Here is a 19,847-nt window from a genome sequence, read left to right on the forward strand (position 1 = left end):
TATGAACTATAAAAGTAAAAATAGTACATATTATTTATGGAGTGAGGAGGAAAAGCAATGCAAAAGATTGTTGAAATAAAAAACTTGCAGAAAAATTTTGGTAAATTTCAAGCTTTGAAGAATGTTACATTAGATGTAAATGCCGGAGAAGTTTTGGGCTATATTGGTCCCAATGGTTCAGGAAAATCAACAACGATTCGTGTTTTGCTGGGGATTATTAAAAAGAGTGGAGGTTCAGCCACAATATTTGGTAAAGATGTGTGGACAGATGCCATTGGGATTCATAAGAAAATTGCTTATGTGCCTGGCGATGTATATCTTTGGCCCAATCTTTCTGGGGGCGAGATTATTGACCTTTTCTTGAAGCTACATGGTCATGCAGATTTAAAAAAACGTGATGAACTTATCAAGAAGTTTGAACTTGATCCCAAGAAAAAGGCGCATAGCTATTCCAAAGGAAACCGTCAGAAGATTGCCTTAATTGCTGCCTTAGCCACGGATGCTGAACTTTATATATTTGACGAGCCAACCAGTGGTTTGGATCCCTTGATGGAATCGGTTTTCCAAGCTGAAGTCCAGCGCCTCAAAAAAGCAGGGAAAGCCATTATTTTGTCCAGCCATATCTTATCTGAAGTCGAACGTCTAGCAGATCGTGTTGCTGTAATTCGAAAAGGAGAAATCGTTGAGACAGGCTCACTTGATGATTTACGTCATTTGACACGTGATACTTTTAAAGTCGAAACTCATCAAGCGCCAGAAGAGTTGCGTGGATTAGAGGGCGTACATGATTTACATCTCAATGGTAACAAGGCTGTTTTTCAAGTGGATTCGGATAAAACAGATGTTATCTTAAAAACCTTACTTAAGTATGGGGTGAAGAAGTTAGAGTCTACACCGCCAACTTTAGAAGAGCTCTTCATGCATCATTATGAGTAGGAGGTGGACATTATGGATAAACCATTAAATAAAACCTTCAGTATGCTGAAGGCCTTGCTCAAGAGAGATTGGTTAAAGCTGGTCTTTTGGATAGCCGGTGTGTTGGCTTTTGCAGCATCAGGAGTGGGTAAATTTGAGCTTATCATGCAGACTGACAGTCAAAGAGAAACTATGTTTAATGTTTTTCAAGGACCAGCTATGACGGCATTATTCGGTCCTATGACGGTCACTCAAGGAAAGGATTTTACCGCAGCAGCAGCTTATGGCACGACCATGCCTTTAATTACAGCAATAACATTTGCTGTTGTTTCTGTTATCTACGTTGTCAATCGAACGCGTAAAGAAGAAGAGGATGGAATTGCTGAAGTTTTCCGTTCTTTTCAAGTGGGAAAGCTAGCCAATACTACAGCTGTCGTTATTGAACTCTTTGTTTTACAAATCTTGATTACTGTGGTTTTGGCGATTTCAATTCAGTTGCAAAATATTCCGGGCATGACTTCTTTTAGCGTAAATCTCTTGTTTGCCTCTGCTATAGGTGCTCAAAGTTTAATGTGGGGCTTATTCGCACTTGTTTTTGCGCAAATCTTTTCCGACTCAGGTAGTGCTAAAGGTGCCACTTTTGGCTTCCTTGGCTTGCTCTATCTTATTCGTATGGGAACAGATACACAAAATGTAAATTGGGGCTATTGGAATCCCTTGAGTTGGTCATATCTGACCGACCCTTATGTTAAGAATCATTGGCTTCCCATCTTGTTAGCATTGGGATTAAGCCTTGTCCTTCTCGTTCTAGCTTATTTCCTTGAGATTAGACGAGATGTCAATGCAGGTTATATTCCAGAGATAAACGGTAAGGACCATGCTTCGAAAAGCTTGCTTAGTTTTACAGGACTTACGCTGAGGCAACAACGTACAGCCAGTATCGGATGGATTTTGGGACTTTTTGTTCTAGGTATCACTTATGGATCTATGATTGACCAAATCGGTGGCTTTGTTGAATCTAGTCCAACTATATCCAAACTCTTTAATATTGACCCTCATCTGGCAAATGAAGCCAGCAAGGCAGCAAGTAAAGCGATGATTGAAAGTTTTATGTCGACAATCTTTATGATTTGTGCGGTAATGGTTGCTTGTTTTGCGGTCACTTCCCTCATGCGGCTGGTAACAGAAGAACGAAAAAATCGGCAAGAACAGCTTTATGCTATGCCGATTAGCCGTTATAAAGTTTATGCAACCTATATGATTATCTCTTGGATATTGGGGGCTCTTGCTCAATTTGCAGTTGTACTTGGTATCTATCTGGCTCAAGCTAATAACGCCAATGCATTTAGCTTTGCTAAAGTAGCTGCTGCGGGGATGTCTTGGACAGCTGGAGTTTTCTTTATTCTGGGTATTTTAGGCTTGCTCATAGCCTTGGTTCCACGTTTGAGTGCTTGGATTTGGGTTTATCTTGGCTTTGCGTTCTTCATGAGTTATATTGGCAACATATTGAATCTCCCGGCTTGGTTAAATAATTTTAATATTTTCCACCATATTTCAAGGCTTCCGGTCGAAACGATGAACTGGGGTAATTTTGTACTCATATTTGCTTTAGCAGTATCTTTTGTTCTACTTGGAATGGTTGCTTATCGCCAACGTGACTTGATTGGGGATTAAATAAAAAATAGTCCAGATGGACTATTTTTTTAATTGATGATAGCGATTGTACCAAATGTCAACATACTCTTTGGAGAAAGGTCCGCGTTCATTATTTATCCAATCAACAAGAATTTTTACATTTTCTTTCAAAATATGGTCAATTTCAGGAGAGTAGTTCATTTGTCTTCTGTGACGTTCATATTCTTCAACATCCAAGAGTTTTTTCTCGCCATCTTTAAATACTTTTACATCGAGATCGTAGTCGATGTATTTCAGCGCCTCATTGTCTAAAACAAAGGGGCTCGCAAGGTTGCAGTAGTAGCTGACGCCTTCCTCACGAATCATAGCAATGATGTTAAACCAAAACTTTTTGTGGAAATAAACGATTGCAGGTTCACGTGTGACCCAACGACGGTCGTCTGACTCGGTTACAAGTGTGTGGTCATTTACACCAATAATTGAATTTTCATTTGTTTTCAGTATCATCGTATCTCGCCAGGTACGATGTAAACTGCCATCATGTTTATAGCTTTGAATCGTGACAAGGTCGCCTTCTTTCGGAAGATTCAAGGCTTCACCAACTTTCCAAAATTCAAAGTTCTCGCTTATTATTATAGCATAATATTCAAAAAGTTTCTGAACTTAGGTTGGCAGTTCAAAAAAACTTAAGCTACTAAGAAACTCCTTTGACAGATTCTGTTCACGATAATTTTGCCAGCTATCAAGTGATCTAATCGCCTGATATCTTTTACGCAAATGATAGTGTTCTTCGATTTGATATTCAGGATAATCTTGCAGAAAATCGCTAACCATTTGCCACTCGTAAGTGTAACCTAAGGGGCGGGAATGATACATGATTCCATCAATAGATTGAGCAGAAATACGATGATGTGCGTGTCCAAAGACCACGTCCGTAATTTGCGGAAACTGAATAAACAGCTCATGGAAAGCTTGGGAACCAAGATAAGCATTGAAGCGCTCAAATTTTTTATAAGCTGTATTAATGGAAAAAGCTTTGTGTGGAACAAAATGCATGGCAATGATGATACGGCCAGAAAAATCTAGATTTTCCAAGATGCTTTTAAGGCTGTTAAGAGTATGTTGTGTTGTGAGAGCATCGCTATAATCACGATGAATTTTACGATCAAAGTAAAAACTATTCTTAAAGGATAAAAGTTTTTCCTTCGAGTAATCTTGAGTGAAAGAATAATCATACCAGCCATGAAAACTAATCAAAAGTGTATCACCAAAATACTTAAGTGAAAAATCCTGTGCATTAATTTCTTTTTCGGATAAATGTACCATATCGTGATTGCCAAGATTATGGCTGATATCGAAACACTTTGATAATTGATTAAAAAAAGGTGCCGTAATTTTTTTATAGTCGTTGGACATGTCGCCTGCAAAGTGCAAGTCTGTCACAGATTGCTCTTGTAGCGTATCAATAAAAACTTGAATTTCAGTATCTGTAAATTGATTAACATCCAGATGCAAATCTGAAAGCAGTGCTAATTTTTTCATAGTTAAATTATAACAGAAGCGCAAGTCAAGTTCTAATTGTGTTGACCGAAAAAAGACTACAGGAGTTTTTTATTTATTGATAATTTTGGACTAATTTTTCAATTGCCTCATCCAATAAGGTATAAAATGCTGCGATGTGTGCTCCATCCACAAGGGCGTGGTTAGCAAGAATCGAAAGGGGAAGCAACAGTTCATTGTTTTGTTCAAAATACTTTCCCCAGGTGATTCTTGGATTGCTGTCCGCAGGAACTGGTGTTGGATTAATCATAGAAGTGAAAGAGAACCATGGGAGCGTGGAGATAAATAATTTATTTAAAGTATCCTCTGCTTCCTCATCGATTGAGCGTATGGTTTTAGCTTTTTCTTGCTCTTCCACGGCATAGCTCAAAAATGCAGCAAAATCAGGTGTATAATCAAGATTGCAGTAAGTATAGGTTCCATCATCTAAGGAAACTGTGTGTGAAGTCTGACAGTTATCAAATTCTATAATTTTATCTTCAACGATACGTTGCTTAAATTCTGAAACACCGTTTGCTGCTTGTGACACACAGTAACAGATGGTCAAGAAAAATGGTAACTTATTCTCTTTTATCGTTGCAAGAAGTCGTGTAATATTTACGTTCACGGTCACTCCAACATAAGGTTGAGCGAGACTTTTAAAATATTCAAAATGTGAAAGCCGATTATAGGAAGCCATGTCAAGATATTTAAAATTCATTGTTTCTCCTCAAAAATCACTATTACAAGCGAGTACTTCCTTAGAGTGTATCATAGATTTCTATAATTTTGAAGGACTTATCCAGCTGTCAGCTAAATTAAAAGTATTTTTTTATTTTGTGTGGAGATAAAATGGTCGCGCTTTCTTTTCTTGGGGCTTTGTATTAAAATAGAAACAAGGAGTAAAAAAGTATGAAAAAATTAATAATGTTATCTGGTATTGCACTTATGTCATTGACATTGGTTGCTTGTTCGTCCGAAAAAGCTTCTAAAACAAAGTCCTCAGAAGAAAAAACAGAGGTGACAAGTCAAACATCAACGATCGAAAGTTCAGTGTCTACTGAAAGTACAAAAAGTATAGAAAGTGAAACAAGTAGCCCAGAAGAAGTGATACCAAGTTCAGAGCCAGAAACCTCTACTGAAGTTACTCCGGACTCAAGTACAGAGGTACAAGAAGTTGATTTGGATGAAGCGGCAATTTTAAACAATGATTTTACAACACTGTCTGGCACATGGGGTGCTGGAAATGGCAATATTTTAATAATTAACCCAGACCATAGTGGAACTCTTAATGGAGAGGCACAGACAATTACTGTGGATACTGTAAGTTCAGGGCAAAAAGTACTCAATATTCGAATGGCAACTGGTGTGGCACGTGCTGGAGCAGCAATCGAAACATTAAAGGTTGGAGAAAAAAATCCATATGGCGATCAATCAGATACATCTAAGCCACGTCTGCTTTTAGTGCAAGGTGGGTCAAACAGTCCTGCTGAAGAATATTTCTACAGAAAATAAATTTGTAAGCTTATAAATTATAGCTAACTAGAGTCCGAACGATAATTTTGATATAATAGGGGGGGATCAAAATTAAGATTAGAATTTATATAGGTTATAGATGAAGAATACGGTAAAAATACTGCAAGGGATTTCAAGAATTCTCTTACTCGTTGTTGGCTTAGCATTAATCTCAGGCTCTCTCTTTTTTACTGGGGTTCATATGGCTAATAAAAACGTCACAAAAACTGAAACACAAGGTGTGATTGTCCGCGGGGATGAAGCATTAAAAGAGGTGAAATACACTTTTGAAGGTGTCAGTCACCAAGTACGTCCCTTGGATACTTACTTTAGAAACTTGGGCACTGTTGATACAAAAATCAAAATTTACGTGGATAATGAACATCCAGAACGTATCTTTTTGACTTATCGTGGAGATGGCCTGATGCGTACAGCGGGAATCTTAGCAGGTTGGGGTTTATTATTGTTGGTCATTCTCTTGGGGGAAAGACAGCTGATGAGTCGTATGAAAAAGCTTGAGCAACTTGCCGAAGAAGAAGAAAAAGAAACACTTTCTTGATTGTGTTTCTTTTTTATATCAACTCTTGTGCAAAAAAACACAAGCGCATTTCTTAAGAAAAATATAAAGCTATGCTACCATAGAAATATGACTATCTTACACAATAAAATTTCAAATAAAGAATTAAAAGAACGTTTAGAAGCTGAAACAGAGCCTCGTACAACTATTTCTTTTTATAAATATTTTAATATTGCTGACCCACAAGAATTTCGTGATAATCTTTACATGAAATTTGAGGATTTAAAAGTCTTTGGTCGTGTTTATATTGCGAAAGAAGGAATAAATGCACAAATCAGTGTGCCTACTCCTAATTTAGAAAAGTTCAAAACGACCCTTTACCAAACAGCGCCAGAACTGGATGGCCTTCGTCTGAACTATGCGATTAAAGATGATGGAAAATCTTTCTGGGTCTTACGCATGAAAGTCCGTAACAAAATTGTTGCAGATGGTATTGATGATCCAACGTTTGATCCTTCAGATGTTGGGCAGTACTTAAAAGCTGAAGAAGTGAACGAAATGCTCGGTAAAGAAGACACAATCTTTGTTGATATGCGTAACCACTACGAGTACGAAGTGGGACATTTCAAAGATGCCTTAGAGGTACCATCTGCAACTTTCCGTGAGCAGTTACCAATGGCTGCAGATATGCTTAAAGACGACAAAGATAAAAATATTGTCATGTACTGTACAGGTGGAATTCGTTGTGAAAAAGCCAGTGCCTTTATGAAGCATGAAGGTTTTGAAAATGTTTACCATGTGGAAGGCGGAATTATTGAATACGCGCGTAAAGCTAAAGAACAAGACTTACCGATTGAATTTATCGGTAAAAACTTCGTATTTGATGAACGTATGGGAGAACGTATAACAGACGATGTTCTCTCAACATGTCCGCAATGTGGTGAAGCTTGTGATATGCATACAAACTGTAAAAATAAAGCTTGTCATCGTTTATTTATCCAGTGTGAAAATTGTGCAGAGCGCTTTGAAGGTTGTTGTTCACAAAGCTGTGTGGAGGAACTCAGCTTATCTGATGAAGAAATCAATGCTTTAATCGCAGAGCGTGCAGCGGATCCAACATTCTTCACAAAAGGAAGAAGCTAAAAATAAAAAAAGCAATCTTTTAAAAGATTGCTTTTTTTAATTGTTCCTTGAGTTCTGTTTCAAAAGCAAGCACGCGCTCCAAAGATAAAGCAAAATCCGCATCGGCAATATTCATGCGCACGAAAAATTCCCCTGACTGATAACGAATCATAATATTTGGTCGTACCTTTTCATGCAGAGCATCCTGTGTCTGTTCATTACCATAGATATACCAGAAATATTCAAGCGCTTCTTTGTTATGGAAATCATCGTTTACCAGTAAAAGAACAGTTTTAAGTTGGTCAGAAAATTCGAGTTCTTTTGCATAGGTCCCATCTTTATAAAGCGGAAGTCCGTCATACCAAAAGTGGACATTCTGACCAAAGGTTTCTTCAGCAAGCTTATTCATAATCTTTCAAAACCCATTCGTTAATGGCATGCGCGACACCAGATTCAGCATTAGATTTTGTGACATATTTGGCAATTTTTTTCAGCTCTTCTTTACCATTGCCCATGACAACTGGGTTGCCAACAGCTTCCAACATAGAACGGTCATTTTCTTGATCACCAATTGCCATTAACTCGTCCACATCTAGGAAGAGTTTTTTAGCTAAGTGCAATACAGCATTTCCTTTGCTGGCTTTTTTATTCATAAATTCAAGATAAAATGGAGTTGATTTAACCATGTTATAACGCTCGAAAAATTCAAAAGGCAAGTAGGCGATAGCATTGTCTAAAACTTCAGGTTCATCAATCATCATTACTTTTGCAACTTCAAGTGCTGCAATTTCCTCAGGCTGACGGAAATAGAGGGGCATATTAACCAAGGAAGCTTCGTGAATAGTATATTTACCGATGTCACGATTACTTGTGTAGATTCCTTTTTTAGTAATGGCATGCATATGTACACCGATTTTACGAGCTGCAGCATCAATATCAAGAACATCTTCAGCTTCTAAGGTTTCCATAATGAACTCTTCGCCAGTCGCACGTTGCACTAAAGCACCGTTATAAGTGATGACATAATCACTATAATCCGTCAATTCAAGTTCTTCCAGAATATCATGAACACCCATAAGTGGACGACCTGTTGTAATAACAACCTTAACTCCAGCAGCTTTAGCTTCAGCAATTGCCTGCTTAACTTCTGGCGTGATTTTACGTTCCGGGTCCAATAGTGTACCATCGATGTCAATAGCGATAAGTTTAATCATTTTATTTTTTCTCTTTTCTAATTAAAGGTTGGTTTGCATAAAGGTAATGAATTCAGGATTCTCCAACATCACTTTTGGGAAGTAGAAGCGGCTGTTTCCGTGAATGGTGCCCGCTAAACTTGCCACAATAGGAGAGACCTCGGAAAGCTCAATGAGGCTACCATCTTTTTGTAAAATTTCAATCTGTGTTCGTGGTTTATTCGAATTGGGACGATAAAAGTCATAAGGGAGATCGAAATTACTGTTTGTTCCCGTGAAATATTGCGGGTCAAAGCCAGCTTTTTCCACTTGATCACGCAGTTTGTCCAAAAGCGAAGCATCAGAGTTAAAAAGATCCAGTTGTTTTTCTTGTCCTTGATTATACTCTAAGGATTTTAAAAGATGACGGTTGATATACATCTGAGCAAGCTTAGACAAAATATCATCTTCGTTAGCCATCCATGTTTGAAAATAGGTATTCATTACACCATCATCCAAGGCGAGATAATCATGCAAAGTTTGTTTATTCTCAAAGAAAGGAACTAAACAAGGACTTGTATGCGCAAAGTAATCGTGATCAAATTGGTATAAATATTTAGCCCGCTTCAGCAAGTTTTGGAGAATGACTTCCATGGAGCGACTTGCCGGATGGAAGTAAACCTGCATGTACATTTGGTAACGGCTCACAATGTAATCTTCAACGGCATGCATACCAGAAATTCTGAAGACAATTCCATCTTCATGAGGCGCAATTACACGCAGAATCCGAGTCAAATCAAACTGTCCATAGACTGCACCAGTATAGTAAGCATCCCTTAAGAGGTAATCCATACGATCTGCATCAATTTGACTGGAAATAAGTTGCACCACTTGTGGGTTAGGATAGTCATGGGAAATGACTGAAGCGACCTGCTCAGGAAAGTCAGGACTTACTTTGCGTAAAACCGCATTGATTTCAGTAGCTGGTGAGGTAATTATCTCACGTGTCATGGCTTCGTGATCTGTGCCAAATAGGCCTTCAAACGTATGAGAATAAGCACCATGACCGACATCATGTAATAAAGCTGCACATTGTGTAACTAAATTTTCTTCTGGATTCCAAGTTTCAGGATAACGCTTAGTGAACCAGTCAGTGATTGTTTTAGCGATATGATAAACTCCCATACAATGAGAGAAGCGACTATGCTCGGCTCCGTGAAAAGTGTATGAAGAAGTTCCCAGTTGTTTTATACGACGTAAACGCTGGAATTCTGCAGTGTTAATTAAATCATAAATTGTTTCGTTTTCGACATGAATATAATCATGGACGGGGTCACGAAAAACTTTTTCGAGCTGTGCCATACAACCTCCTTTGCATTTTACATGCAATTATCTTGACGTAATTGAACAAGTTGTGGTTTCAAGATAAGTTTTTCGACAAAGAGTCTTCAAGAGAGACTCTAACTTAATGAAAACTCTTGCATTACTGTAATATAATTATAACCGAAATTAACATAAATTGCCATTTTACTAATAAGGCAAGTTATAGTAAAATAACAGTTATGGAAATTACTATTCGGAACCGTATTGTTATTGATGGACAAGAAGAATTTATTCGTGAAACTTTTGAAGGTGATGTTAAAAAGTTAGGGAATAAAATTGCATTATATTATAAGAATGCTGAAGAAGAAAAAGTCTTGATAAAGTTTGATGACAAAGAGTTGAGTATGACACGTTATGCTGATAAACCGGTTGTCATGCGTTTTCACAAAGAACTTCCAACGCATACTCTTTATGAAGGTTTGGGACGTTTGGAGATTTTGACAGATGGTTTTCATATGAATGAAGAGTTAAAACATGTGAAATTGAAATACCGCTTAGCTCAAAATGATATCCCGATCGGGGAGTATCGAATGAGAATTGATTGGAAATTGAGTTAAAGATGAAAAAAATATTACTCCCTGAGGAACTGTACGACCAGCTGGAGTTGTCAGGTGAAAAAGAAATTGAAGTCGTTGAAAATAATAAAAACAGCTTCACCATACGTGCTAAAACCCCCAACAAGAGAGAAGAGGCAGCGCGGGTCTTTCTAATCCCCACAGCGCTTAGCACACTCCTCTTTTTTGTTGCCAGTCAGGTGATGGGACTGAGTCAGATTAAATTGTCGGGGACAGCCTCGATCTCAACTGGCGTTTTAGTTATTGCTAATACGATCGCTTTAACATCTTTTATCATTGCTTTTATTAAAAAGCGGAAGGAGCTTTATCATACCATGTTACCGCGCGTGTACTGGCGAACTTTTCCCTCTGTTATTCTTTCTGTTTTTATTATCGTCACTTTAGGATTAGTTGCCTTATTTTGGTTCTTGAACCAGCTTTTTTATGGCTTGAGTTTTGATGTTTTTACGTCAATGCTGATTTTTGCTATTTTTTCTGGAATTTTAAATTACCTGTTAATTTTTGCTGTAGACACATTCTCCATCCAAATGATGATTAATATGCTTATTATGGTTTCTGTTGGTGGACTTGTCGCAAGTATGGCCGCCAACAATAACCAATACTGGTGGCAAAAGAACTTCAGCCTGCTAGGAACGAGTGAATCCAACACAAGCTTGCAGTTTAATATGACTTTGGTTGTTTCGGCTGCCTTGATGATTGCTTTATTTGATTATATATTCGTCTCGATTCGTGAAAAATTAGGGCATCGTATACGATTTATGATATTGCAAATCTTATTAACTTTATGTGCCATCTCTATCGCTTTGGTTGGCCTGATTCCTAATAATGGTGATGGTTTGGCGCACATTATGCACGATGTGGCGGCTCAGCTCATTGTTTTGTTTATGAGTTTATCAATCTTAGGAATTCGCTGGTTTTTACCTGACTTAGATAAAAACATGTACCGCATTTCTTATGGTTTAGCAGGTTTGATAGTTTTTGGTTACTTCTTATGGCATCCGCTCTATTATCTGAACTTAACTGCCTTTGAAATTCTTTCCTTTAGCTTATCTTTTGCATGGATCATGCTTTTGATTAATACATTAGTGAGGATATTGTTTAATCCACGTGTCGTTTATCAAGTTGATATCGTAAAAGACGTAGAAAAAATCACAGAAAAATAAGCTGTGGTTTTTTCATATACCAAAAGCAGAGCAGCTTTTTTTTACCTTAAGTAAAAGCTATGGTAAAATAAAGACGATAGGGAGGTCAAAATGAAAGAAGTAAAAGTATTTTATAATGAAAAATCAGGAAAAAATGACGAAAACGAAGTATTAAATACAATTAAAATTTTTTTTGGAAAAGAAGAAAACAAAGCCTCTCATGTGGAATATATCAATCCAGATAGCCCAGAAGATGCAGTACGTTTAGCAAAAAAAGCAAGTCAAGAAAACACAGATCTTGTAGTGGCACTTGGTGGAGATGGAACGATTAATAAAGTATGTGGAGGCGTATTTGAGGGAGGAAGCAAATCTATCTTAGGTATCGTTCCCAATGGTACAGTCAATAACTTGTCAAAATCACTCCATATTCCTCAGAATATAGAAGCTGCCTTGCAAAATCTCAATGAGGGGAAGTTGCAAAAATTTGATATTGCTAAAGTTAACGATGATTATATGATTTCCAGCTTAACCTTGGGAATATTGGCAGATATCGCTCAAAATGTGAGCAGCTCAGAAAAGAAAAAATTTGGACCCTTTACTTTCTTGAAGGATGCCTACAAAGTTATTCGCCATAATAAAAGCTACCGTATCGAGCTCAAATATAATGGCAAAACAAAAGCCTTAAAAACGAAATTATTATTAATTACGATGACCGATACGATTGGCGGAAGACAGGCTTTATCTCTTGATGCTAAGGTAGACGATGGTCTTATCCGAGTGTATTCGTTGAAGGAGATTAATTTACTCAAAATTTTATTCCATCTTAATAAGCTACGCAAGGGCCAACTCGAAGATTTTATGGAAATTACTTATTTTGACACAGATCACTTAGAAATAAGTGCCCAATCTAATAAAAAACAAGATATTCCTTATTCAAGAATTGACGGAGATAAAAGCTCGCCACTTCCACTAGACATAACGGTATACCGCAAAGGTTTGACTACGGTGGTTCCTAAATAAGAACTTATCTTATATTATCTATAAAAGCACCTGATGAATGCAAACTTAACTGTAAATGACAAATTGAAGTAAAAAAACCTTGCATTCCACTTGAATTGAAGAATATTTTCTGTTATACTTATATAGTTGTCTTTGTGGTCTCCCATAAAGTACAACCGCACGAGGTACCGTTTAAGTAGCATTAGCTCACGGTCCAAGGCGAGTCTTACAGTCGTTTTACGGCACAAAATCTAACAAGGAGGAATCACAATGTCAAACTACGCAATCATCAAAACTGGTGGTAAACAAGTCAAAGTTGAAGAAGGACAAGTTATCTACGTTGAAAAACTTAACGTTGAAGCTGGTCAAACTGTAACTTTTGATGAAGTTGTTCTTGTCGGCGGTGCTACTACTAAAGTTGGTGCTCCACTCGTTTCAGGTGCAACAGTTGTCGGTGAAGTTGAAAAACATGGTAAACAAAAGAAAGTTGTTACTTTCCAATATAAACCTAAAAAACACTCACACCGTAAACAAGGTCACCGTCAACCTTACACTAAGGTTGTTATCAAATCAATCAACGCTTAAGGCATGATTGAAGCGGTTATCAGGACAAAGCGAGATAAAATAGTTTCCTATGAAATCTCTGGACATGCTGAATCAGGTGAATATGGTCACGATGTGGTCTGTGCAGCTGTGAGTGTGTTGTCAATTACAACAGCAAATAATCTCTATGAAATGGCAAAGATTAAACCTATTGCCAATATGGAAGATGGTTATCTTTATGTTGAAATACCTTTGAGTACTCCTGAAAGACAAGGCGAATTGGCTCAAACACTTCTCCAAGCGTTTGAAAATGCTATGCGAGAAGTATCAAATAATTACAGCCAATACATTACACTTAAAATTGAAAATGGAGGGCAATATAATGCTTGAACTTAATCTGCAACTCTTCGCCCACAAAAAAGGTGGGGGTTCTACTTCCAATGGTCGTGACTCACAAGCTAAACGTCTTGGTGCTAAAGCATCTGACGGTGAACTTGTAAGCGGCGGTTCAATCCTTTTCCGTCAACGTGGTACACATATCCATCCAGGTGCTAACGTTGGTCGTGGTGGCGATGACACTCTCTTCGCTAAAATCGAAGGACACGTTAAATTTGAAATGAAACGTGGTAAAAAACACGTTTCAGTTTACCCAGCAGTAGCTAAATAATGGTAAACGAGTCTCTCTTCGGAGAGGCTTTTTTTATAAATATAAAAGAAAAGACAATGAGGAAAGCCCACTCTTGAGGGACAGATTCATGTCTTTTCTTTACATAAATACTTGAGTTTCCTGGATTAATTTTTGTGCTTCCCTAAAATTTAGGACATCATCAAAACCATATTTTGAAAGAAAATAGACTTGGTCGCAATATTTTTCCACCTCTTCTAAGATGTGGGAAGTAAGCAGAATGATTTTTGTTTTGGAAAGCTCTTTTAAGATTTGGAAGGCTTTGGCACGCATCGCATTGTCAAGCCCATTCATCAGCTCATCGACAATGATAAGGTCTGCTTCAAGGCTTACAGTGTAAATGAAAGCCAGTATTTCTTTCATTCCGAGAGAATATTTTTTGATTGGTCTTTTAAAGAAACGTGAAGCAGAAAATAAGGGCATGTATTTTTCTGCGCTTTTTAGCTCTGTCTTTGTCAAAACCTTAATATAATCGATTGCTCTAAGATTAGGCTCAAAAATATCAAGTGTCGCAACATATGAAACTCTACCTTGATGCCAGCCATCAGAAATCTAAATATCTCCCTCGTAGTTCATTTCCTTATTAATTGCCGTGAAAAGGGTAGATTTTCCTGTGCCATTTCGACCGATAATACCATAAAGACCTGGTTTATCAAGTGTGAGACATATGTTACTCAGCGTACAGGTTGTTAGATTATTTATTATAAGTTTCATAAGTTACTAGGCCTTTCTATAGATGTACTTTGTGAATAAGATATGGCTGATACCATAGAAAAGAATACTGCAAGAGAGGAGTACAAGAGCACCAATCCAGAGGGAGTCTCTCTCAAAGAGAAAGTTCCCAGAAGTTGGCCAAGAATTTTCACCGTTGGAAAACTGCAAGACAGTATTAATGTTTAAGTAGGTTAAAGGGATCCATTTAACGATTGTTTTCATCGCTTCATGCGTATGGATAACAGAATAAGTGACCAGCAGTAAAGCGATAATCGCTGAAGGAATATAAGCTTTTCTGATAAACTGTGAGAGGAGCTGTCCTAAACTTGTAATAAATAGGATGGCCAGAAGCAGATAGAGCAGGCGCCAGAGCAACTCCTCGCCCTGAAATACATCATAAATCGCCCCAACGACAAAGTTAGGAAAGTTCCAAGAGCCCATGCCAAACTGGAGTCCAGCGATGAGCGCAAAAACTAGCAAGGCAGAAAGAATAAGTAGGAGTACAAAGCCAGCAGGGATAAATAGATGTTGGAAATGAAACATTTTTTTATCCTTTTTCATCAAATGGTAATAGCGCAAACCGTTTGGCATCTCCATTGCCAAGGTATCTCCACAGATAAAAGTCAGCAGGATTAGACCATAAAGTCCACCTAAGCCAATCAAAATATAGAGGGCAGCGCCGATGCTGGATGGGTTTACCCCTGGAGCTTGAGTAAAGTCTTGCCCACTGTCTAGGACTTGGTGGTACCATTTGGAAGTTGCCTTGAAATACTCATATCCCCCACCAAAAGGAATCTCTTCACCATTTTTTTGTGCTTCCTCTAACTTTTTAATTCTTTGTTCATTATAAAGGTTATCTAAACGCCAGAATTCATTGTAATTATTTACTTCTAATGCTTGAAGTTTTGCCTTATCTAATTTTAACTCATCATTGAGTTCTCTTAAGAGTTCTTCAGCGTTTTCTGGAGGATCTCCAGATTCAATAAAACTTTTGAGTTCCCTGATACTTTTTTCGCTGGCTTTGATATTTTCCTGTGTTGTATCTTCCAATCCTAAACCATTAGGGGGATGAGTTCCTACAGTTTTAAAAGCAACAAACTGAAAGATTAAGCCGATGAACAGTAAGGAAATCAGGACTTTATTTTTATTACTGCTTACAAATTTTTTTAGTATAAACATATTTTTTCCTCATGAAAAGAACGAAGGGAAACATATGCTATTTTCCCTCTCACCATTTTTTCATTTGCTTAGTAAGTATGATAAATGTAGTCTTGATAGTAACGCGTTCTGTTTCTGTTAAGATAGAGAGGTGTTACTCTGACTCTATAGCCATTTCTGACCCTTAATTCACGGTAATGTGTCTGTAGAAGACTTCCTCTGACATTGTATACTTTTTGTCGAACAACAGTTCCTACCCAGACTCGAGGTGCAGGCCTTTGAATGTCATTCGCTTGTACTAAAGCCGGACCTGACGTGAGTGCAAGAGCTGTGAGAGCAGTAATAAGCAGTTTTTTTAGTTTTTTGTTTGACATGTAATTTACTCCTTTTTCTATAAATATTGATGTTATATTGAGTGTTTCCTTTCAATGCCTAACATCTTTTTTGCCTTACACTATATAAGACGTAAATACATCTTACTTTTCACTAAAAATATACCTTGTAGAATATAAAACAAAAATATCTTATTATTCTAAAAAGACAGTGTTATTTTCCCTTTTCGTAAGTTAAGCGCTTTATTGATGATATATTTACTCTATAAATTTGAGTTGCATTGAAGGAGAAAAGAATGAAAATTGGTGTAGTAAAAGACTTGAAACAAGGGGAAGCACGAGTCGGAATGACGCCGGAAAATGTAAAAATTTTGGTAGAGGTCGGGCATACGCTATATGTCGAAAATAATGCAGGTTTTGGTGCTGGTTTTCCAAATGAGCAGTATATCGCAGCGGGAGCCAAGATAGTGGAACGTGAAGAAACATGGGAAGCAGAAATGATGGTTCGCGTAAAAGAGCCCTTAGAGGAAGAATATCAATACCTTAAAGAGGGACAAATAATCTGGGGATTTTTACATTTACCTGCAAATAAAGCTTGTGTTGAAAAAATGATAGAAATGAAGGTGACTGCTTTTTCGGCTGAAAATATCGCTACGGAGGGAACTTTTCCATTACTCAAACCCTTGAGTGCAATTGCGGGACGACGTGCCGTTAATATTGGACAATATTATCTGGAAAAACAACATGGGGGACAAGGAATTCTACTTCCAGGCATTCCCGAAAGTGGTATCGAGGCAGGACATATCGTTATATTTGGTGGTGGTACTGCAGCTGAAAATGCAGCAGATATTGCTTTGAGTATTGGTTGTTCCGTCCTTATTTTAGAGCTGAGTGATACACGTATTCAAGAGCTGGAAACGCGTTATGCGGGTAAAAAGCTGCAGATCGTCAAGTCAACAACCGAAGCACTTGAAGAGCACATAAAAAAAGCAGACGTTTTTATTTCAACAATTCTGATTCCTGGGGCTAAACCACCAAAGCTTGTGAAAGAGTATATGGTCAAATCAATGAAACCAGGTGCTGTGATTGTTGATATCGCTATTGATCAAGGAGGGACGGTTGAAACTATTGATCACGCAACGAATCATGCAGAACCGGTATTTACAAGACACAATGTCATTCATTATGCAGTGCCAAATATGCCAGGGGCAACACCTCGGACTTCAACTCTGGTAATGTCTAAAGGGAATATAGAATACTTGAAGCAGATTGCCGACAATGGTTTAGAAGAAGCACTTAATCTTAGTGAATCGCTTCGCTCTGGTATGAGTGTCTATAAAGGAACAATAGTGTCGCATGCGTTGGCTGATTCGATTGGGCTTCCTTATACAAAAATTAAGTAAAGATTATTGGGGCTTCCCAATGATCTTTTTGCTTGCATGAAAGGTATGGAAGCGTATAAACCTTGAAATATGATATAATGAGACAAAGATTATAAATAAAAGAACAGGAAGGTATTTGTTTGGCTAGACATTCCGTAGAATTTAAGTTGGAAAATCCAGAAGATGCAGTTTTACTTTTTGGTTCACAGGATAAAAATGCACAGTTGATTGAATCTCAACTTGCTGTTGATATAAACTATCGCGGAGAGCGCGTACAGATTTTTGCTGATAATGAAGTAGCGCCTGAGCAAGCACGTAAAGTTTTACAGGCTCTTTTAGTTTTGATTTCTCGTGGTTTACCTGTCCATAGCTCTGATGCGATGATTGCAGTTAAAATGGTGCTTGAAGATAATATCGAAAATTTCATTACACTTTATGAAATCGAGCTCACTAAAGATGCTGTTGGTACACCAATTCGGTTAAAAAATGTGGGGCAGAAGCTCTATGTAGACAGTGTGAAGCAGCATGATGTCGTCTTCGGCATTGGTCCTGCGGGGACCGGGAAAACCTTTTTGGCTGTCGTTATGGCAGTCCAAGCATTGCGTAATGGTCAGGTGAAACGCATTATTTTGACACGTCCGGCTGTAGAGGCTGGTGAAAATCTGGGGTTCTTACCGGGAGATTTGCAAGAAAAAGTAGATCCTTATCTGCGTCCTGTTTATGATGCACTCTTCCAGATTTTAGGAAAAAATGCAACGGAACGTATGATGGAGCGTGGGATTATTGAAATTGCACCTTTAGCTTACATGCGTGGACGTACTTTAGATGATGCCTTTGTTATCTTGGATGAAGCGCAAAACACAACAACGATGCAAATGAAAATGTTCCTGACACGTTTGGGCTTCAACTCAAAAATGATTGTCAATGGTGATATTTCACAGATTGATTTGCCGGCTAAGGCTAAATCTGGTTTGATTGACGCAAAAGAAAAACTTTCTGGTTTAAATAGTATTGATTTTGTCTACTTTACAGCTAAGGACGTCGTTCGTCATCCTGTTGTAGCTCAAATTATTGATGCTTACGAGAAAAAAGGAGAGTAAGATGTCTGAAGGTTATGTTCTCGACTTACGTAAAATATTAGGCCCGCGCCCACTTGTTGTTGCATGTGCTAGCATAATTATCTATAATGAAGATGGAATCTTGCTTCAGAAACGTAAGGATACAGGGTGTTGGTCTTATCATGGGGGTTCAATCGAACCTGGAGAAACAGCAGAAGAAGCTGCGAGCAGAGAGCTTTTTGAAGAGATAGGTTTGACTGTAGGAAACATGGAGCTATTTACCGTATGTTCTGGAGAGGAACAGCATTTTTGCTATCCAAATGGTGATGAAGTTCATATTGTAGATACTGTTTATGTCAGCAATGATTTTTCAGGTCAAATGGTTTTTGAAGAAAGCGAAGTTCTGGATGCACAATGGTTTGCATTTGATCAATTGCCAGAAAATATTATGCCTTCAACAAGAACACCGCTCTTAGATTTTGCGAAAAAAATGAGAGAGAACATCGAAAATATATAAGGGAAAAGAATGTATATAGAATTAGTTGATGAAACAGGAAAAGTTTCAAAAGAAATTATTGAGCAAACTGAAAAGTTATTAAGCTTTGCTGCAGATTATATAAAGCTTGCCGACTCAAAAGAAATGTCTGTTACTTTCGTTGATAATGCGCGGTCACAAGAAATTAATCTGGAATATAGAGAGAAAGATGCACCGACGGATGTTATTTCGCTTGAATATAAGCCTGATGAAGATGAGTTTTTCTTTGATGAAGATATGGATATTCCAGAAGAGTTGATGGATGAGCTTGATCCTTTTATTGGTGAGCTCTTTATCTCAATCGATAAAGCTGCCGAGCAAGCAGAAGATTATGGGCATTCCCTTGAACGTGAATATGGCTGGTTAGCTGTTCATGGCTTCTTACACATTAATGGTTACGATCATTATTCTCCAGAAGAAGAAGCAGAAATGTTCGGACTTCAGGAGGAGATTTTGACTGCTTATGGACTTAAAAGATAACGAAAAAGATGTAAAAATTTTTAATAAGGAAGACTTTGCGGACGGTGAAGTCCCAGAGAATACCCAGCGCAAACGTTGGAAAAATACGAATGTTATTTCCAGCATGGAGTTCGCAATTACGGGTATCTGGACAGCTTTTAAAGAAGAAAGAAATATGCGCAAGCATACACTTTCTGGTGTGTTGGCTTTGATCCTAGGTGTTGTTTTGCAAATTCAAGAATTTGAGTGGCTTTTCCTTTTTCTTGCCATCTTTTTAGTCTTTATGGCAGAGCTCTTCAATTCGGCTATTGAGAATGTGGTTGATTTGGCTGCTGATTACCAGTTTCATTTGCGCGCCAAAAGAGCCAAAGATATGGCTGCAGGAGCTGTTTTAGTCATTTCTGGTTTTGCCGTGATTGTTGCTGCGTTTATCTTCTTACCTAAAATTTGGCACCTTTTCTTTTAAA

General features: G+C 37.8%; 25 protein-coding genes and 1 other annotated feature. Of the genes, 16 read left to right on the forward strand and 9 right to left on the reverse strand.

The genetic code is table 11. From position 1 onward, the window contains the following. Positions 1–57 precede the first annotated feature (57 nt). Together P3G65_RS04985 and P3G65_RS04990 are read left to right on the forward strand one after the other, a co-directional pair. The gene (locus P3G65_RS04985; RefSeq protein WP_019291874.1) at positions 58–936 is read left to right on the forward strand and encodes an ABC transporter ATP-binding protein; all 879 of its coding nucleotides are present in this window, start codon (positions 58–60) and stop codon (positions 934–936) included. 12 nt (positions 937–948) lie between these two features. Then, positions 949–2,589 (forward strand): ABC transporter permease, encoded by a 1,641-nt coding sequence (locus P3G65_RS04990; protein WP_019291873.1) that lies wholly within the window; start codon positions 949–951, stop codon positions 2,587–2,589. 21 nt (positions 2,590–2,610) lie between these two features. Here P3G65_RS04990 and P3G65_RS04995 read toward each other — a convergent pair whose 3' ends face one another. From P3G65_RS04995 to P3G65_RS05005, 3 genes are all read right to left on the reverse strand, one after another. After that, complete coding sequence (locus P3G65_RS04995; protein ID WP_004258003.1) at positions 2,611–3,141, reverse strand: DUF402 domain-containing protein; 531 nt, start codon at positions 3,139–3,141, stop codon at positions 2,611–2,613. A gap of 72 nt (positions 3,142–3,213) precedes the next feature. Continuing rightward, positions 3,214–4,092 carry a phosphoesterase gene (locus P3G65_RS05000; protein WP_284071349.1) on the reverse strand — a complete coding sequence of 293 codons (879 nt, stop codon included), beginning with the start codon at positions 4,090–4,092 and terminating at the stop codon, positions 3,214–3,216. A gap of 73 nt (positions 4,093–4,165) precedes the next feature. Further along, positions 4,166–4,810, reverse strand: a complete 645-nt coding sequence (locus tag P3G65_RS05005) for a CatA-like O-acetyltransferase (RefSeq protein ID WP_019291871.1) — start codon at positions 4,808–4,810, stop codon at positions 4,166–4,168. A gap of 191 nt (positions 4,811–5,001) precedes the next feature. Here P3G65_RS05005 and P3G65_RS05010 point away from each other — a divergent pair, with 191 nt between their 5' ends. The 3 genes from P3G65_RS05010 to P3G65_RS05020 all read left to right on the forward strand — a co-directional run bounded on the left by P3G65_RS05010 (position 5,002) and on the right by P3G65_RS05020 (position 7,264). Further along, entirely contained in the window at positions 5,002–5,604 is a 603-nt protein-coding gene (locus tag P3G65_RS05010; RefSeq protein WP_019291870.1) for a DUF6287 domain-containing protein, read from the forward strand. 100 nt (positions 5,605–5,704) lie between these two features. After that, positions 5,705–6,163 (forward strand): hypothetical protein, encoded by a 459-nt coding sequence (locus P3G65_RS05015; RefSeq protein ID WP_019291869.1) that lies wholly within the window; start codon positions 5,705–5,707, stop codon positions 6,161–6,163. 87 nt (positions 6,164–6,250) lie between these two features. Continuing rightward, positions 6,251–7,264 carry a rhodanese-related sulfurtransferase gene (locus P3G65_RS05020; RefSeq protein ID WP_019291868.1) on the forward strand — a complete coding sequence of 338 codons (1,014 nt, stop codon included), beginning with the start codon at positions 6,251–6,253 and terminating at the stop codon, positions 7,262–7,264. 19 nt (positions 7,265–7,283) lie between these two features. Here the strand turns inward: P3G65_RS05020 and P3G65_RS05025 are convergent, their stop codons facing one another. From P3G65_RS05025 to P3G65_RS05035, 3 genes are read right to left on the reverse strand one after another with little or no spacing between them, the layout of a single operon-like run. After that, positions 7,284–7,652 carry a hypothetical protein gene (locus P3G65_RS05025; protein WP_019335349.1) on the reverse strand — a complete coding sequence of 123 codons (369 nt, stop codon included), beginning with the start codon at positions 7,650–7,652 and terminating at the stop codon, positions 7,284–7,286. After that, on the reverse strand, positions 7,645–8,457 hold the full coding sequence (yidA, locus tag P3G65_RS05030; RefSeq protein WP_019292784.1) for a sugar-phosphatase: 813 nt from the start codon (positions 8,455–8,457) through the stop codon (positions 7,645–7,647). Before yidA ends, P3G65_RS05025 begins: the two co-directional genes overlap by 8 nt. A 21-nt stretch (positions 8,458–8,478) precedes the next feature. After that, positions 8,479–9,777, reverse strand: a complete 1,299-nt coding sequence (locus P3G65_RS05035; protein WP_284071350.1) for an HD domain-containing protein — start codon at positions 9,775–9,777, stop codon at positions 8,479–8,481. A 200-nt stretch (positions 9,778–9,977) separates the two neighbouring features. On the opposite strand from P3G65_RS05035, the gene P3G65_RS05040 reads away from it, so the two are divergent. From P3G65_RS05040 to rpmA, 6 genes are all read left to right on the forward strand, one after another. Further along, complete coding sequence (locus P3G65_RS05040) at positions 9,978–10,355, forward strand: DUF1934 domain-containing protein (protein ID WP_019292782.1); 378 nt, start codon at positions 9,978–9,980, stop codon at positions 10,353–10,355. Positions 10,356–10,357: 2 nt separating this feature from the next. Continuing rightward, positions 10,358–11,536, forward strand: coding sequence for a DUF998 domain-containing protein (locus P3G65_RS05045; RefSeq protein ID WP_029345738.1), 1,179 nt, complete (start codon positions 10,358–10,360; stop codon positions 11,534–11,536). Positions 11,537–11,626: 90 nt separating this feature from the next. Then, the gene (locus P3G65_RS05050) at positions 11,627–12,535 is read left to right on the forward strand and encodes a diacylglycerol kinase family protein (protein ID WP_019292780.1); all 909 of its coding nucleotides are present in this window, start codon (positions 11,627–11,629) and stop codon (positions 12,533–12,535) included. A 143-nt stretch (positions 12,536–12,678) separates the two neighbouring features. Continuing rightward, positions 12,679–12,751 (forward strand) — a sequence feature (ribosomal protein L21 leader region). Positions 12,752–12,784: 33 nt separating this feature from the next. Further along, positions 12,785–13,099 carry a 50S ribosomal protein L21 gene (gene rplU, locus P3G65_RS05055; RefSeq protein WP_003136338.1) on the forward strand — a complete coding sequence of 105 codons (315 nt, stop codon included), beginning with the start codon at positions 12,785–12,787 and terminating at the stop codon, positions 13,097–13,099. A gap of 3 nt (positions 13,100–13,102) precedes the next feature. Next, complete coding sequence (locus P3G65_RS05060) at positions 13,103–13,447, forward strand: ribosomal-processing cysteine protease Prp (RefSeq protein ID WP_004257958.1); 345 nt, start codon at positions 13,103–13,105, stop codon at positions 13,445–13,447. Further along, entirely contained in the window at positions 13,440–13,724 is a 285-nt protein-coding gene (gene rpmA, locus P3G65_RS05065; RefSeq protein ID WP_004257956.1) for a 50S ribosomal protein L27, read from the forward strand. The genes P3G65_RS05060 and rpmA overlap by 8 nt, the downstream gene beginning before the upstream one ends. A 99-nt stretch (positions 13,725–13,823) precedes the next feature. Here the strand turns inward: rpmA and P3G65_RS05070 are convergent, their stop codons facing one another. The 3 genes from P3G65_RS05070 to P3G65_RS05080 all read right to left on the reverse strand — a co-directional run bounded on the left by P3G65_RS05070 (position 13,824) and on the right by P3G65_RS05080 (position 15,635). Beyond that, positions 13,824–14,165 carry an AAA family ATPase gene (locus tag P3G65_RS05070; RefSeq protein WP_019292779.1) on the reverse strand — a complete coding sequence of 114 codons (342 nt, stop codon included), beginning with the start codon at positions 14,163–14,165 and terminating at the stop codon, positions 13,824–13,826. A gap of 129 nt (positions 14,166–14,294) precedes the next feature. Beyond that, positions 14,295–14,456: an ATP-binding cassette domain-containing protein gene (locus P3G65_RS05075; protein WP_080569929.1), complete on the reverse strand. Its 162-nt coding sequence runs from the start codon at positions 14,454–14,456 to the stop codon at positions 14,295–14,297. A gap of 6 nt (positions 14,457–14,462) precedes the next feature. Next, the gene (locus P3G65_RS05080; protein WP_019292778.1) at positions 14,463–15,635 is read right to left on the reverse strand and encodes a hypothetical protein; all 1,173 of its coding nucleotides are present in this window, start codon (positions 15,633–15,635) and stop codon (positions 14,463–14,465) included. Positions 15,636–16,242: 607 nt separating this feature from the next. Here P3G65_RS05080 and ald point away from each other — a divergent pair. The 5 genes from ald (at position 16,243) to P3G65_RS05105 (ending at position 19,846) form a co-directional block, all read left to right on the forward strand. Next, positions 16,243–17,349, forward strand: coding sequence for an alanine dehydrogenase (gene ald, locus P3G65_RS05085; protein ID WP_019292776.1), 1,107 nt, complete (start codon positions 16,243–16,245; stop codon positions 17,347–17,349). A gap of 119 nt (positions 17,350–17,468) precedes the next feature. Beyond that, complete coding sequence (locus tag P3G65_RS05090; protein ID WP_019292775.1) at positions 17,469–18,428, forward strand: PhoH family protein; 960 nt, start codon at positions 17,469–17,471, stop codon at positions 18,426–18,428. 1 nt (position 18,429) lies between these two features. Next, positions 18,430–18,903 (forward strand): NUDIX hydrolase, encoded by a 474-nt coding sequence (locus tag P3G65_RS05095; RefSeq protein WP_019292774.1) that lies wholly within the window; start codon positions 18,430–18,432, stop codon positions 18,901–18,903. 9 nt (positions 18,904–18,912) lie between these two features. Continuing rightward, complete coding sequence (gene ybeY, locus P3G65_RS05100; RefSeq protein ID WP_019292773.1) at positions 18,913–19,401, forward strand: rRNA maturation RNase YbeY; 489 nt, start codon at positions 18,913–18,915, stop codon at positions 19,399–19,401. Continuing rightward, entirely contained in the window at positions 19,385–19,846 is a 462-nt protein-coding gene (locus P3G65_RS05105; RefSeq protein ID WP_019292772.1) for a diacylglycerol kinase family protein, read from the forward strand. The genes ybeY and P3G65_RS05105 overlap by 17 nt, the downstream gene beginning before the upstream one ends. Position 19,847: the final 1 nt, after the last annotated feature.

The sequence above is a fragment of the Lactococcus sp. bn62 genome, from assembly GCF_029492705.2.
In the GTDB taxonomy this organism is placed as follows: Bacteria; Bacillota; Bacilli; order Lactobacillales; family Streptococcaceae; genus Lactococcus; species Lactococcus petauri.